Raw genomic sequence first — 14618 nt, 5'->3', positions numbered from 1 at the left:
ATAATTCTAGTGTAGAACAGATTCTTATGTGGGCTAAGTTTCGAGAAAATTTAGCAATGTGGAACGCAATCGCCCATTTTAACCACGTTCCAAACATTACTGAATCAAACTATTAAACGTTTTCTTCTCATAACCTTAAGCACATGCTTCTTGTTTAGATGCATAAGTGTTTTAACCGTTCACATCTAAATTTGAATGTATTCCTTGCACAGACTGGAATGGCGTGAATTAAAGTTGAAGGCAATTCTGGTTATCGGAGACGGAATGGCTGATAGACCAGTGAAAGAGTTGGGTTGGAAAACTCCCTTAGAAGCCGCACATAAACCATCAATGAATAAAATTGCAAAGACTGGAATCTGCGGAATAATGGATGTAATTGCACCGGGCATACCACCTGGAAGCGACACGGCTACGTTAGCGTTGCTCGGTTATGATGCTATGAAAGTTTATTCAGGAAGAGGTGCCTTCGAGGCTATAGGTTCGGGAATAGACGTTTTGCCGGGTGATGTAGCTTTTCGATGTAACTTTGCAACGGTTGACGATGACTTTGTCGTTTTGGACAGGCGTGCTGGCAGAATCGCAAATGAGGATGCTTCCAAACTTGCTGAAAGTCTCCAAAAAATCAAGCCAATCGAGTCATCAGTCAAAATGGTATTCAAAAACACTGTTCAGCACCGTGCAACTCTTCTTCTTCGAGGACCCAAATTATCAACAGCCATAAGTGACTCTGACCCTGAGAAGGTTGGAGAAAAAGTTCTGGAAATCAAAGCTTTAGATGACACTTTAGAAGCGAAGCACACAGCTAAAATACTCAACGACCTCTTGCACAAATTCCATAACGCGCTAAGGGAGCATCCGGTCAACAAGAAAAGAGTAAAACATGGATTGTCTCCCGCCAATGTCATTTTATGTAGGGGCGCTGGTACTGTTCCGAACATTAAGCCTTTATCTGAAGTTTATGGTGTTAATGCGGCATGTGTATCTGCTGTTTCTTTGATTAAAGGCGTTTGCAAAGTCGCCGGAATGAAACTAGCAGACGTTAAAGGAGCCACGGGAACCCCTCAAACCGACTTCGTGGCCAAGGCTAAAGCAACGGTTCAAGCGTTAAAAACAGAGGATTTTGTGCTTTTACACGTGAAAGCACCAGACGTTCCTAGTCATGATGGAAACCTTAAACAGAAGATTGCAGTAATAGAAAAAATAGACAAGATGTTAGGCTATTTGCTTGAGAAGGTAAATTTGAACGAGACTTATTTAGCTGTGACCGCTGACCACACAACTTCTTCCGTCACACGGAACCATGAAGGAGACCCAGTTCCAGTAGCGATAACTGGACCATACGTTCGCTGCGACGATGTTGCCGAATTTGGCGAGAGAACTTGCGCAAAAGGCGGTTTAAACCGAATAAGAGGAACTGATTTAATGCCTATCTTGATGAATCTGATTGGTAAAACCAGAAAATTTGGAGCTTAATGATTATTGCACTGGCATTAATCGCCATTCTCGGTAATCTGTTACAACTTTTATGTATCCTTTAAGCATGTTATCCGTTTCTATGTCTCCAGTGTCAACTCTTAGAACATTTCCTTCAATGCTCTGAAGCTTGCCTTTGGTTGCTGCAACAATAATATGCTCTTTTCCAACATGCTTGATGATTTCAGGACTTATTTGCTGGTTTCCCCTTCCCAAAAGAACCCCTTGGTGCCCAATCGGAGAAAGAATAATCCATGTGTTCCGCCAATCTTTTACTTCTTTCAGAATTCTTTTCTCATCCACATCCAATAATACTTTTCCGTTCTTGTAGATGTCTACCCCAAGCACCGTTTTTGCTACGCCCAGTAACTCGGCTATGCGTTTTACTGTAGTTCCTGGACCCAGGATGTACGTCGCGTTTGGCTGCATCCCTTCAACTATGAACTGCGCTATGGCTGTCTGGTTTTCTTTCTCATCAACTGTTTCTGGACTTACTTGTTTTCTTCCTTGAATTCGCATTGGGACAAAGGGTCCTTTCAAAAAACCATATAGCTTAACGGCGAAAATGTCGCTTCGTATAACCTTCTCATCAGCGTCCATGATTTCGAACTCTGCAATTTCTGCTTGCTTATCAGCAAATATTAAGACCACATCTACAGCGTCTCGAGGGCTTACGGCAAAAACACCACTATACATTTTCACTCCTGAAGGCACGCCCAAAACTGGCACTTCACTGTTGCCTTGCATGGCATCTAAAATGTCTTTAGCTGTGCCGTCTCCGCCAACAAAGACTATTAAGTCTGCTTTTGCCCTAATCAAAAGTTTAACAGCGGCTTTTGTATCTTCAGCAGTAGTTTCTTTTCCTATCTTCATAGATAAAACTTGAACTGGAAACTTCGCTTTTTCCGCTTCTTCTTCACCCATTATTCCTGGGCAAGTCAAAATCTCTATTTGTCTATTTTCCATGCTTTCCCTTAGTTTTCGCAGAAATTCTATGGCTCTTTCCGGCGCTACTGGCTTTGCGCCTCGCGCAATCGCTTCTTTCAGAACACCGTTTGTACCTTTCAGTCCTACTTTGCCTCCCATGCCCGCAATTGGGTTAACGATAAAGCCTAGTTTCATTGCTTGTCAGTGACAAGATTTATTGCGTGAGCTTTAAACTATTTTGATGAATAAGGAGCATTCAATCAGATGAGGTTGTCGTCTGCTGGGACATTTTCAATTCTATCTATCTTGTCTAATCATGAGAAAATGGGCGTTGCCACTGCTACAGGCGTGGAATCGGTTGGCGATAGGGTTCCTCACGCAAAACCCGGAGTGGGTGTTGTGGCAACGCAAGCCTATACAAATGTGACTTATGGCATTAAAGGCTTAGAAATGTTGGCAATGGGTTTAACTCCAAAAGAAGCTTTGGAGAAGCTTTTGGCAGAGGATGCTGAAAATGAATTGCGGCAAGTTGCGATTATGAATTTTAGAGGAGAAAAAGCGGTTTTCACAGGCGCTAAAGCTCCGCAATGGCATGGAGAAATTATAGGTGAAGACTACGTTGTTATTGGAAATTTGCTTACAGGGAAAGAAGTCTTGGCAAGCATGGCTAGAAAATTTGAACATTCCAGCGGAAGTTTAGCTTGGAGAATGGCAAACGCGTTGAAAGCTGGAAGCGAAAGTGGCGGAGATAGACGAGGCGAAATTTCAGCCGCGCTAATTGTCGTTAGCGCAAAAAAGGTGGAAGTAAATTTGCGAGTTGATTTTCACAAGAATCCAATTGAGGAACTGCTTCGTAAGCTTGAGACTTTATAGTTAAAATTATGATGTATACATGTTTCTTTTCTGAAAATTCTTATATCTCGCAGATTCTAACATCCTTTTCTCTTCGAATAACTGGAGTCTTGCTAAATGTCTAAAAAGAACATGAAACGAATTCTTGTAACAGGCTCCACAGGACAAATCGGTTCTGAATTAACAATGGAACTGCGAAAAAGATATGGCGGAGATAACGTTGTAGCGGCTGGACACAAACGAAAACCAAGCGGCACACTTTTGGAGTCCGGTCCCTTCGAGTTTGTTGACACTTCTGACCGAGAAAACATCAAGAAAATCGTCGAAAAATATGATGTTGACACAATTTACCATTTAGCAGCAGTTCTCTCAGCCACAGGCGAAGAAAACCCGCAACTTGCGTGGCATGTTAATATGGACGGGCTTTACAACGTGCTTGAAGTTGCGAGAGAACAAGGCACGACCAAAGTCTTCTGGCCAAGCTCCATAGCTGTTTTCGGTCCAGAAGCTCCTCGCGTTAACACCCCCCAAAACACCGTGCTGATTCCCCGAACCATGTATGGCGTAACCAAAGTTGCTGGCGAGTTACTATGTAATTATTATTTTGCCAAGTTTGGCTTGGACGTACGAAGTGTTCGCTACCCAGGCATCATAAGCAGTGAAACCCTTCCAGGCGGAGGCACAACTGATTATGCCGTGGAAATATTTTACGAAGCGATTAAAAAGAAACGGTACACCTGTTTTGTGAGAGAAGACACAGTTTTGCCTATGATGTATATGCCCGACTGCCTAAAAGCAGCTATTGACCTCATGGAAGCAGATGCATCCAAGATTAAGTGTCGCACGAGCTACAACCTGAGTGCGATAAGTTTTTCCGCTGGAGAATTAGCCGCAGAAATACGAAAGTACATTCCAGACTTAAAAGTGGAGTATAAACCTGACTTCAGACAGAAAATTGCCGATTCTTGGCCTATGTCGATAGATGACAGTGCAGCACGCAAAGATTGGGGTTGGAAACCCGCATATGATTTGGCTTCCATGACGAAGGACATGATAGAAAAGCTGAAAAGACGATTTGCAAGCGGGGGTTTAGTCTAGAAAGAGTTAAGAGAATGCTTTGTGAGTAGGAAAAGTGGTGTTAATAAATGCGCAGCCCAACAGCGTTTTTACGCGAAGAGTATGAAGAGTTAGTGCGAAATGAACTTGACTGGAAAATCCGTGTTTTGCAAGGCCCAAGCACACCATGGTGCACTGTTGAAGGAAAAAAAGTCTTAATGTTTTGTTCAAACAATTATCTTGGATTAAGTAATCATCCAAAACTGAAGGAAGCAGCGATAAAAGCTGTTCAAACGCATGGTGCTGGCTCTGGTTCTGTTCGCCCAATTGCTGGAACAATGGACATACATGTGGAACTTGAGAAGCGCCTTGCTAAATTCAAACGTGCTGAAGCTTCGCTTGTTTATCAAACGGGCTTTGCAGCTAACGCGGGCTTGATTCCGCAGCTGGCTGGTAAAGGCGACTTGATAATAAGCGACGAACTGAACCACGGCAGCATAATAGACGGAGTCAGGCTTTCACACGCAGAAAGAGCCGTTTACAAACATGCAGACATGCAAGATTTGCAACGGGTTCTAGACGAAGCAGAGAAACACCAGCCACCATACAGGCGTATACTGATAATCACAGATGGCGTTTTCTCCATGGACGGCGATATAGCACCCTTAGACGGAATCGCAAAACTGGGCGCGGAACATGGCGCAATGGTTTATGTAGATGATGCTCACGGCGAAGGCGTACTAGGCGAAGGGGGAAGAGGCATTGTTAGCCACTTTAAGCTTAGCCGTGACAAAGTCCACGTTGAAATGGGCACATTCTCCAAAGCGTTTGGCGTCGTAGGCGGTCACGTTTCTGGTTCGCAAGACTTGATTAATTTTGCCTATAACAAATCACGAACTTGGCTTCTCAGCGGTTCACATCCACCAGCTGTTGCAGCTGCTTGCATAGCTGCCATCGACGTTCTGGAACAAGAACCACAGCATGTACAAAGACTTTGGGAGCATACGCGGTATTTCAAGAAAGCCATGAAAGATTTAGGCTTTGACATTGGCAACAGCCAAACCCCCATAACGCCAATCATAGTTGGAGAAAGTGGTGTGGCCAAAAAACTAAGTGCGCGTCTCTTTGAAGAAGGTGTTTTTGCTTTACCTATTGTCTATCCAATGGTTGCAAGAGACAAAGCCCGCATACGAACAATCATGAACGCTGCGTTAACTCGAGAAGACTTAGATTTCGCCATAAACGCATTTGAAAAAATCGGAAAAGAACTACACATAATCTAATTCTCTTTCCTTCTCTATTTCTGTCGTCCAATGTTTTTAAGTGGAAAAATGGACACTAAAACTGCCAAGAAACTTTTACGCGAAGAAATTTGGACCAAACTTGAAAGAAATGGCGTTGCAAGGTTTCCGCTTCCTTGTCGTGGACATATTCCAAACTTTGCTGGTTCTGAAAAGGCTGCAAAAAAGTTAGACAGTTAAAAGAATGGGCAGAAGCAAAAACCGTGTTTGCAAATCCAGATTATGCACAGCAAAAGATTCGAGAGCACGCACTTTTAGACGGCAAGATTCTAATTATGGCTTCGCCAAGACTGAAACTTGGCTATATTATTGTCAATCCAAAAGATGTTAAAGGAAGAGAAAATTTTGCATCTACAATAAAAGGCGCCTTTAAATATGGACATAATGTTAACGCAGAAGAAATTCCGAAACCAGATTTAATAGTTGAGGGGTCAGTGGCAGTTGATAAATACGGACATAGACTTGGTAAAGGAGGAGGATACGGCGATACGGAAATTAAAATGCTGAAAAGGAGGTTCGGCGAGGTTCCAATTGTAACAACAGTTCACGATATACAAATCGTTAATACTGTTCCACTCGAAGAGAGAGATGAAAAAGTCTCAATAATTGTGACACCAACGAAGGTCTTACGCGTCTCAAGCCAAAATTAATATCGACAAAACAAGATGAACTATTTTTATATTAAGGATTTGCTTGTTCTACGTTTTAAACAGACGCTATTGATTCAATTAGTCGGATTAACAAATGATGGATAAGAAAAAAGGTGTTCATCCGTTTGCAGGCAACTAAACTCTCTAATTTAAATGTACGATACTTTTCATGTTAAGTGATGTTAAAGTCAGGTCTAAGCTTCTTTAGTTTGCCATAGATTACAGTGGCCTTATCGAGGATTTGTATATGGCTTGATAAGCCTTTTCTTTTTTGCCTTCAGCTTCTACAATTTCTTTATGGAGTCTTTTTGCATCTAAGGGGCAGCTTTTTGCTACTTCTCGTACAAACTTTCTCAAATCATCTTCGTTAAAACCGCAGCTTGTGGTAAGTTCTTCTATGATTTGCTGAGCAATTTCTGTGTCGCCGTAACAGCTTGTGCTTAGTTCTTTTCGCATAGTTTCCAAAACATCTGGGTCTATGCTACATTGAGCGCTTAACTTTTCAGACCATTTCTTACTCAAACATTTTCACTTCCAACTATGAATTAAGGGTATTTTAAGAAAGTTCAGTCATTTAAATATTGACCTTTATCGGCGCAGTTTTTCTAATGTTTTGTTTACGTCTTCTAACCCAAGTTTATGAAGAACTTCAACTGTTGGTATGCCGTTCTTGTCCCAGCCAACCGCTTCATAATACCTATTTCTGTATTCTTCCACTGCTGTTTTGTCGGTGGTTTTTCCTTTGTAAGGTCCGGAAGGCAAGGGTTCATAGAATCTTGGTGGGTTGTCGTCGTGGATTTTTGGGTTCCATTTTAAGTCTGGACCGCCAAGAAGTAGCAGGGTTCTTTGTAGTTGCAGTATTTTCATTGCTTTGGTGTTGCACCATTCTTCGCGTGTTAACTTTAAACCTGTAACTGCCTCGTAAAAGTCAAATTTGAGGTTGCGTGGTATTCCGAAACTGTTAAAGTTGCAGTATACGCCTGAGTCATTGAATATTTCCATTAGTTCGCTTCCGCCGCTGTCTAGTGGTAGTCCAGTTGTGGATGTGTGGTCTCCGCCTTGCACTGAGCAAGCGTAAGAGATTATCTCTGGGTAGTCTTTGCCGCTGCGTATGCCGTGGGCGCCTATTCCTATACCTTTGGACTGTACAGCGTAGGGCAATACGTCCGCGTTTTTCATTTTTCCAATTTTTAATGCTGCCCGATAAGTTCCTTCAGCCAGTAAGTCGCCTACTCCTTCTCTGAAAGCGATTTTTCTAGCTAAAGTCGCAAAAGCTTCAGCGTCACCCCATTTAAGTTCTATTCCGTCCAAATCCTTTTTAGTTAATATTCCTCTCTGGAAAAGTTCGGCAGCAAAACCCATCACGTTTCCTGTTTGGATACCGCACAAACCCAAATCGTCAATGAGCGACGAGAGAAAAACGTTTTCTTCTGGTGTGAAAATTCCTAAGTTTGGACCTAAATAAGCTTGCATTTCATAGTCTGGGTTATCTGTTATAGCTCCTTTAAATTTGCCACTTTTTACAACAGCCACTTTTAAGCAGCATGTTGGACAGCCAAAATCGCTCCAGTACTGTTTGACCCAAACTCTGTTTTCAAATTGGTCAACCCCGAAACTTTTTGCGTCGTGCCATTCTTCTTGCCAATTTTTTACCGGTTCTGAGCTTGTTTTTGCGCCGACTTCGTAGCCGCCTGAGCCTGTTCCCCATCGTCTCCAGATGTCGTTATCATACGCATTATCGTTTATAACTTGGATTAGCCGCTTAACTCTTCTTATGTCAGCAACCTCTGGCAAAGGTCCGGTACCCTTAACCGCTACTGCTTTCAGTTTTTTGGAACCCATAACTGCTCCGTAACCACCGTAGCCCGCCGCATGAGACCATTTGGCTGCAACGACTGCTGTTCTTACTTTGTTCTCTCCTGCCGGACCGATGTAGAGCAGTGCTGGTTCTTTCCATTCGCCATAAAGTGGATAACGCCTTTTCAGAAGTTCTCTGCTCTCCTTTGTTAGTGTCGTGACTGTTTGTTTTGTGTCTTTGCTCCAAACGTGGTTTGCATCTCTAATTTCAACATCTGAGTCTTTAACGAACAAGTAAACTGGTTTTTCTGAGGCGCCGGTAATGATTATGCCGTCATAACCCGCACATCTTAGCTCAACGCTGAATTCTCCGCCAACAGTTGAGCCTACGACACCGTTGCTCTGTGGCGATTTGCCTGAAACGCAGATTCTTCCGCCGGGAAAATATCCAGTTAATGGTCCTGTTAAAAACAAGAGTATGTTTTCTGAACTTAACGGGTCTACTTTTTCCCATTTGTTGCCTAAGCGGTCCCAGAGAATTTTTGTTGCTAAGCCTCTGCCGCCAATGTAATCTTTTAGAATTTCATCTTCAAATCTTGTTTCTTTAATTTTGCCATTTGAAAGGTTCACTTCAAGAAATTTGCCAGCATAGCCTAGAATCATAGATATTCCTCAGCTTGTTCCCCGTACATTTTAAGGGCTAAATTTTTGGTTATTTCTTCTGGAGTGCGAGCATAAAGCTTGAAGGGATGGTCTCCTCTTGAAACTTTCTTTAACACATTCCATCCTCCTTCTTGGCATACTTTTACACATTGCGGGTCACCATTGCACAAGTCGCAAATCACCACACGCTTTTCTGTTGGGTGCATGTGTGGTATTCTTCCCGGACACGCGTCTATGCACTTGCCGCAGGCGATACACGCTTTGTTTTTTACTAAAACCGCGCCTGTCTTCTTGCTTATTAACAACGCTTTTACTGGACAAGCTTTTACACATGGATAATCTTCACATTGAGCGCAGAAATGTGGAAACTCTACACCGGGAACTAGCATGAATACTCTTACTCTTGAAGCTTCTGGCCATATGCGTTTTTCGTGGAAAAGTGAGCATGCAATTTCGCATTTTCGGCAGCCGCTGCATTTTGAGAGTTCTCTTGCTATCCAAATTGGCTCTTTTTTCGTTGTCATTTTGAATCCTTTCCGAAAAGCTTGTAGAAATTTTCTGTAACTCTGCAGTGATTTAAATGTGACGCTTTTTATCGATAACAACCTCTTTAAGTATATTGCTCTAATTCAGAGTTAAAAGGAGAGCTTTTACAGTTGCAGTTCGACGACATCGTTAAATGGATGACGAGTCTTTCAACGCAATATGGATATTTTGGAATTTTCTTAATCAGCTTAATTGGTGCGTTGTCGATTATTTTCCCCCTTCCATATACTGTCATTATCTTTACGTTAGGAGCGCAATTTGAGCCTATTTGGATTGCACTTGCGGCTGGAACTGGTGCGGCAATAGGTGAGTTTTCGGGTTATTTGCTTGGCATCGGCGGCAGGAAAGTCATAAGTGAAAAGTACAAGAAAAAAATGGCTTTTCTAGTGAAAGTCTTCAACAAGTATGGTCCAATCACTATTTTTGTATTTGCATTGACGCCTTTACCTGACGATTTATTGTTTATTCCTTTGGGTGTTATGCGTTATAGTGTTGTTAAAGCTTTGATTCCGGCGTTTGTTGGTAAAGTTTGTATGAATTTGATTGTTGCATATGCGGGGCGATTTTCAATCGGCATAATTAAGGACATATTCGGTGTGGAAAGCGGTTGGGTGTCTGTGTTGGTTGGTTTTGTTCTTGCAATAGTTTTGTTAATAATTGTATTTGTTATAATGTTTAAGGTGGACTGGGAGAAGCGTTTAGAGAAATACGTAACAGAAGCTAAGGATAGTGAAAAGAAGCTTGAGAGTGATAGCTGACCTTCATATTCATAGTCGTTATAGTCGTGCCACAAGCCAAAAAATGTCAGTTGAAGAAATCGCTCGTTTCGCAAAGATAAAAGGCTTAACATTGGTTGGCACGGGCGATTTTACACATCCGAAATGGCTTAAAGAACTGCAGGAAACGTTAGTTCAAGAATTAGATATTGGCTTGTATAGAATGGTTGGAAACTTTGAGTCTCAAATTTATTTTATGATAACAACAGAAGTGAGCACCGTTTTCACCTTTGAGAATGAGTTAAAAAAAGTACACCACGTTATTTTGACGCCTAACATAGACGTTGCCGCGCAAATCAACGACAGGCTATCAAAATATGGCGACTTAACGGTCGACGGTAGACCAACATTAAACATGGATGCACCGCATTTAGTAGAAGAGGTAATGGAAGTCTCAAGCGAAAACACGATTTTTCCAGCTCACGCTTGGACTCCATGGTTCAGCATCTTCGGCGCCTTCAGCGGCTTCAACAGCGTCGAAGAATGTTATCAAGACATGACAAAGCACATTTATGCATTAGAAACAGGGCTCTCATCCGACCCACCAATGAACTGGCGCCTAAGCAAACTCGACAAATTCACACTGGTTTCTAACAGCGACAGCCACAGCTTCTGGCCTTGGCGCATTGGACGTGAGGCGAACGTCTTCGAACTAGACAAGCCAAGTTATCATGAGATTTTAGATGTGCTTCGTTCTAAAGATAAAGAGCGGTTCAGGTTTACCATAGAAACAGACCCAGCATATGGAAAATATCATTGGACAGGCCATCGAAACTGTAATGTCGCGCTTTCTCCGCAAGAGGCAATCAAACTTGGTAATATTTGTCCTGTTTGTCGCAGAAAACTTACAAAAGGCGTGGAACAACGTGTTGAAGAATTGGCCGATCGACAACCCGACTTTAAACCTGACGGCACGATAGGTTTTATGCGGTTGCTTCCGCTTTCTGAAATTATCATGACTGTATTAGGTGTTGATTCTCCTTCTGCTCAGCAAGTGTGGAGCATTTACAATGCTCTTGTTGAAAAGTTTGGTGACGAGTACACGGTGCTGATTGATTCTTCAAAAGAGGCATTGTGTGATGTTGTTGATGAGAAGATTGCTGAGGCAATAATTAGAGTTAGGGAAGGGCGAATCAGAATAGTGCCTGGATACGATGGTGTGTACGGGCGTCTGGTGCTTTTTGAAGAAGGTTCTGCGGCGAAGCCTGTTTTGCAAAGAGTTCAACAGTTGAATATTACAGACTTCATGTAATCGTCTCTTTTACGTATTCTTAACTGTATATGTGTTTAGCGGATATACGGGAAGACTTATTAAGTCGTAATACATACGATGCTGTATGAGGGTTCACATTGCAACACATAATCCAACCCGCAAACAAGAAAGAAGACAAAATCTCGAAAATCATCGATAGAGTGTTAAGGCAAGTTTTCGGCGACGAAGCAACGCTTCTAATTTACAAGCATCTAGAAAACAATTACTCTCTTAAAAGAGATGAAATAGCTGAGAAAATCGAACTTTTTGCAAGAGGCCTCGAGGATTTTCTTAGGTCTGGCGCCTATGTTGTCGAACGTAAGATTCTAGATGACATCTACTCTAACTATGGCTTACTCCGCAGACTAGACCTGGAAAGAGTCCAAGAAGAATACGACTTTGCCAGCCAAGTAAAATTGCTCATGCGAAAGGCATAGCCAACTTTTCATTTTCCTAATTTTGCTGTTTCGTCCTATAATTTAAACTCTGCAATTTTTACATACTAACCATAAAAACCATAACCATTTATATAACTGTACTTCTGAATAAATCCCTTCTAACACTCACATTAGAAGGGCAGCACATTTGAAAGACATTCTCGTTAAAACTGTTGATGTAGCAGCTCAAAAGTTTGGAGCCGAATACGCTGAGGTTCGGGCGCAAAAACTTTTCAAGACCATGCTTACGCTTAAGGAAGGTCATGTTGAAGCGGCAAAACAAGGAATCGAAAACGGTGTGGCGCTGCGAGTGCTGGTTAATGGTGCTTGGGGTTTTGCATCAGTTGGTTCTGTAAACATTGAAACCTTAACGGAGGCTGTTTCAGACGCTTGCAAAATGGCAAAGGTTGCAAGTGCGAGACTTAAGAGCCCGATAAAACTTGCGGAAGCAAAAGCCATTGAAGATAAAGTTATTGCGAAACCACGGAAAGACCCCTCAGATGTTCCGATAGAAGACAAGATAAACACCACACTAGCAATTAACAACACCATACTGGGCTACAATAAACGTGTAAAAAGCTGTACAATAGATTATCTTGACTTGACTGGAACCAACTATTTCGTGAATAATGAGGGAACTGACATTGAGCAAAACAAGCTGTATGTGTGGTCAAGAATAACCGCCACGGCATCAGAGGCAGAAGTTTACACTTTCAGCCGAGAGGAGATAGGTTCCACATCAGGCTACGAGATATTTGATGTTGAAACTCCAGAAAAAATAGGTGAAAGTGTTGCGAAACGAGCAGTGGAACAGTTAAAAGCTAAATCTCCCAAAGGTGGCTCATTTCCTGTGGTTTTGGGACCCAATGTTGTTGGCGTTTTTGTTCATGAAGCTTTTGGTCATCTTGCAGAGGCTGATTTGACCTTGTCTGGTTCAGTGTTGTTAAACAAGTTTGGGAAGAAGATAGCGTCTAACATGGTCACTTTCTATGATGATGGAACTGTTAAAGACGCTTTCGGTTCTTTTAAGTATGATGATGAAGGGGTTCCAGCACAGAAGACGCTTCTCGTGAAAGACGGTGTTGTGGCTGGATTGATGCATAACCGCGAGACCGCGCACAAATTGAACATGGAACCAACCGGTAACGCCAGAGCTGAAGATTTTAGAGTTGAGCCTATAATACGGATGCGCAACACGTTCTTGGAGCCCAAGGATTATTCTTTCGAAGAACTAACCGAAGGCATAAAATTTGGCTACTACTTCAAGAGTTTTCGTGGTGGGCAAGCAAATTTGGACGGCACTTTCCAGGTTGGAATCCAAGAAGCATATGAGATAATAAAAGGAGAAGTACGCGAACCAGTGCGTAATGCTTCTATAAGCGGTAACACGCTTGAAACTTTGCTAAAAGTGGACGCGGTTGGAAAAGATTTTGTGTTATCGCCTGGGAGATGCGGAAAGGGACAGACCGCCTTCGTATGCGACGGCGGTCCCCATATTAGGGTAAAGGAGGTTTTGGTGGGTGGCAGTGCTTAAGCAGCAGGAAATGTTAAGTCTAGCTGAAGACGCAGTTAGTTTCGCCTTGAAGAAGGGCGCTGATGAAGCTGAGGCGTTTGTGTATCAAGGTTTCGCTAATAATGTTGTTATTGAACGTGGGCAGATTGCCAAAAGTTCCCGCATGATTGACAGGGGATTAGGCGTTAGAGCTGTAATAAAAAAGGCTGTGGGCTTTTCCTACACTAACATGCTGGAAAACAAGACAGCAACTGAGGAGACGGTTCTGAAAGCGATAAGTTTTGCAAAAGCAAGCAAACCGGACGAGGACTGGCATGGCTTTTCAAGCAAAAAGCCTCTTGCAACGGTAGAAAACACTTATGACAACAAAGTTGCGCATCTTAATTCAGAAGATTTAGTCAAAATTGCTTCTGCAATGTTAGATGCGGCTGAGAAAAAGGACAAGCGGGTTTTTCTCATAGAGGGAGGCGCCGGCGCTTCATACTTATCTTCTGCAGTGGCTAACTCCAACGGTGTTGCATGTTTCGACCAAGGCACAGTCATCGAATGCAGCTTAGCGGCAATTGCTCAAGAAGGTAGCGAGGTGACACCTGTGTGTTTTGAGTTTAACGCTGAAAGAAGCTATAGTATTGATCCGGAATGGGTTGGTGAAGAAGCCGCGCGATTGACAGTTTCTGCTTTGAAAGCGAAGAAAATAGAGACAAAGAGCACCAATGTTATATTTACGCAGTTCGCGTTGCAGCAACTTTTCTATTTCACTTTAATCAATGCTGTTAAGGCGGGTTTCGTGCAGAGAAACCAATCTGCGTTTAAAGGCAAGATAGGCGAAAAGGTTGCATCAGAAAATGTGACAATCTATGACGATGGCTTGTTTAAGGGTGGGCTTCAAACTTGGAGGTTTGACGGTGAAGGTGTTCCTCAGCAAAAAACAGCGATAATCGAGAAGGGCATTCTACGCAATTTTATCTACGACAATTACACTGCTAAGAAAGAAGAAAAAGAAAGCACTGGAAACGCCACCAGAGCCGGATATTTGTCGACGCCAAGCATTGAAGCCACAAACTTTCACATTTTGCCTGGGAAAAAGTCGCCGGAAGAACTCGTCAACGAAGTCACGGATGGTCTCATTGTATCCTTTTTACAAGGTGCCCATAGTAGCAACCCTGCTAGCGGAGAATTCTCTGTAGTTGCGACGCCCGCTTGGAAAATAAAAGACGGTAAAATCGCTCACGCCACTAGGGGAGTTATGATTGCTGGTAACATTTTTCAAGTATTAAAGAATGTTTCTATGCTGGCTAACAATGAGCGTAAGATTGGGCAGTTAGTTGCGCCGTGGGTTCTTGTGGAAAACGTTAAAGTAATCGGAAAATAAATA

Annotated in this window: 15 protein-coding genes; 11 read left to right on the top strand and 4 right to left on the bottom strand. The window is 42.5% G+C overall.

Features of this window, described 5'->3' with window-relative positions; all coding sequences use genetic code 11:
• Positions 1-204: 204 nt before the first annotated feature.
• Complete coding sequence (locus QXW63_05470) at positions 205-1473, top strand: 2,3-bisphosphoglycerate-independent phosphoglycerate mutase (GenBank protein MEM3461341.1); 1269 nt, start codon at positions 205-207, stop codon at positions 1471-1473.
• Positions 1474-1476: 3 nt separating this feature from the next.
• On the opposite strand, the gene QXW63_05465 is transcribed toward QXW63_05470, so the two are convergent.
• Positions 1477-2595 (bottom strand): ATP-NAD kinase family protein, encoded by a 1119-nt coding sequence (locus QXW63_05465; GenBank protein MEM3461340.1) that lies wholly within the window; start codon positions 2593-2595, stop codon positions 1477-1479.
• A 69-nt stretch (positions 2596-2664) separates the two neighbouring features.
• Between QXW63_05465 and QXW63_05460 the strand changes: the two genes are divergently transcribed.
• The 5 genes from QXW63_05460 (at position 2665) to QXW63_05440 (ending at position 6259) form a co-directional block, all read left to right on the top strand.
• Entirely contained in the window at positions 2665-3273 is a 609-nt protein-coding gene (locus tag QXW63_05460) for a DUF1028 domain-containing protein (protein ID MEM3461339.1), read from the top strand.
• A gap of 111 nt (positions 3274-3384) precedes the next feature.
• The gene (locus QXW63_05455; GenBank protein ID MEM3461338.1) at positions 3385-4350 is read left to right on the top strand and encodes an L-threonine 3-dehydrogenase; all 966 of its coding nucleotides are present in this window, start codon (positions 3385-3387) and stop codon (positions 4348-4350) included.
• 47 nt (positions 4351-4397) lie between these two features.
• A complete protein-coding gene (locus QXW63_05450) occupies positions 4398-5591 on the top strand; it encodes a glycine C-acetyltransferase (protein ID MEM3461337.1) in 1194 nt (397 codons plus the stop codon).
• Positions 5592-5639: 48 nt separating this feature from the next.
• Positions 5640-5789 (top strand): hypothetical protein, encoded by a 150-nt coding sequence (locus QXW63_05445; protein ID MEM3461336.1) that lies wholly within the window; start codon positions 5640-5642, stop codon positions 5787-5789.
• Between the two features lie 23 nt (positions 5790-5812).
• On the top strand, positions 5813-6259 hold the full coding sequence (locus QXW63_05440; GenBank protein MEM3461335.1) for a 5-formyltetrahydrofolate cyclo-ligase: 447 nt from the start codon (positions 5813-5815) through the stop codon (positions 6257-6259).
• 219 nt (positions 6260-6478) lie between these two features.
• Here QXW63_05440 and QXW63_05435 read toward each other — a convergent pair whose 3' ends face one another.
• The 3 genes from QXW63_05435 to QXW63_05425 all read right to left on the bottom strand — a co-directional run bounded on the left by QXW63_05435 (position 6479) and on the right by QXW63_05425 (position 9243).
• Positions 6479-6781 carry a hypothetical protein gene (locus QXW63_05435; protein MEM3461334.1) on the bottom strand — a complete coding sequence of 101 codons (303 nt, stop codon included), beginning with the start codon at positions 6779-6781 and terminating at the stop codon, positions 6479-6481.
• Positions 6782-6847: 66 nt separating this feature from the next.
• Positions 6848-8719, bottom strand: a complete 1872-nt coding sequence (locus QXW63_05430; protein ID MEM3461333.1) for an aldehyde ferredoxin oxidoreductase C-terminal domain-containing protein — start codon at positions 8717-8719, stop codon at positions 6848-6850.
• Entirely contained in the window at positions 8716-9243 is a 528-nt protein-coding gene (locus tag QXW63_05425) for a 4Fe-4S dicluster domain-containing protein (GenBank protein ID MEM3461332.1), read from the bottom strand. The genes QXW63_05430 and QXW63_05425 overlap by 4 nt, the downstream gene beginning before the upstream one ends.
• Positions 9244-9375: 132 nt before the next feature.
• Between QXW63_05425 and QXW63_05420 the strand changes: the two genes are divergently transcribed.
• The 5 genes from QXW63_05420 to QXW63_05400 all read left to right on the top strand — a co-directional run bounded on the left by QXW63_05420 (position 9376) and on the right by QXW63_05400 (position 14615).
• The gene (locus tag QXW63_05420; GenBank protein MEM3461331.1) at positions 9376-10023 is read left to right on the top strand and encodes a VTT domain-containing protein; all 648 of its coding nucleotides are present in this window, start codon (positions 9376-9378) and stop codon (positions 10021-10023) included.
• A complete protein-coding gene (locus QXW63_05415; protein ID MEM3461330.1) occupies positions 9995-11293 on the top strand; it encodes an endonuclease Q family protein in 1299 nt (432 codons plus the stop codon). Before QXW63_05420 ends, QXW63_05415 begins: the two co-directional genes overlap by 29 nt.
• Positions 11294-11391: 98 nt before the next feature.
• Positions 11392-11730 (top strand): hypothetical protein, encoded by a 339-nt coding sequence (locus QXW63_05410; GenBank protein MEM3461329.1) that lies wholly within the window; start codon positions 11392-11394, stop codon positions 11728-11730.
• A 148-nt stretch (positions 11731-11878) separates the two neighbouring features.
• Positions 11879-13264 (top strand): TldD/PmbA family protein, encoded by a 1386-nt coding sequence (locus tag QXW63_05405; protein MEM3461328.1) that lies wholly within the window; start codon positions 11879-11881, stop codon positions 13262-13264.
• Positions 13251-14615 carry a TldD/PmbA family protein gene (locus tag QXW63_05400; protein MEM3461327.1) on the top strand — a complete coding sequence of 455 codons (1365 nt, stop codon included), beginning with the start codon at positions 13251-13253 and terminating at the stop codon, positions 14613-14615. Before QXW63_05405 ends, QXW63_05400 begins: the two co-directional genes overlap by 14 nt.
• The last annotated feature ends 3 nt before the right edge of the window (positions 14616-14618 follow it).

Source organism: Candidatus Bathyarchaeia archaeon (genome assembly GCA_038873195.1).
Lineage (GTDB): Archaea > Thermoproteota > Bathyarchaeia > Bathyarchaeales > Bathycorpusculaceae > DSLH01.
The sequence above is the reverse complement of the archived record's forward strand: the minus strand, read 5'-3'. Positions and strand labels throughout refer to the sequence as shown.

Bases quoted from the DNA above. Each gene is read 5' to 3' on its own strand.
- QXW63_05465 (MEM3461340.1), bottom strand. From the start codon at position 2,595: ATGAAACTAGGCTTTATCGTTAACCCAATTGCGGGCATGGGAGGCAAA.
- QXW63_05460 (MEM3461339.1), top strand. From the start codon at position 2,665: ATGAGGTTGTCGTCTGCTGGGACATTTTCAATTCTATCTATCTTGTCT.
- QXW63_05455 (MEM3461338.1), top strand. From the start codon at position 3,385: ATGAAACGAATTCTTGTAACAGGCTCCACAGGACAAATCGGTTCTGAA.
- QXW63_05450 (MEM3461337.1), top strand. From the start codon at position 4,398: ATGCGCAGCCCAACAGCGTTTTTACGCGAAGAGTATGAAGAGTTAGTG.
- QXW63_05445 (MEM3461336.1), top strand. From the start codon at position 5,640: ATGGACACTAAAACTGCCAAGAAACTTTTACGCGAAGAAATTTGGACC.
- QXW63_05430 (MEM3461333.1), bottom strand. From the start codon at position 8,719: ATGATTCTAGGCTATGCTGGCAAATTTCTTGAAGTGAACCTTTCAAAT.
- QXW63_05425 (MEM3461332.1), bottom strand. From the start codon at position 9,243: ATGACAACGAAAAAAGAGCCAATTTGGATAGCAAGAGAACTCTCAAAA.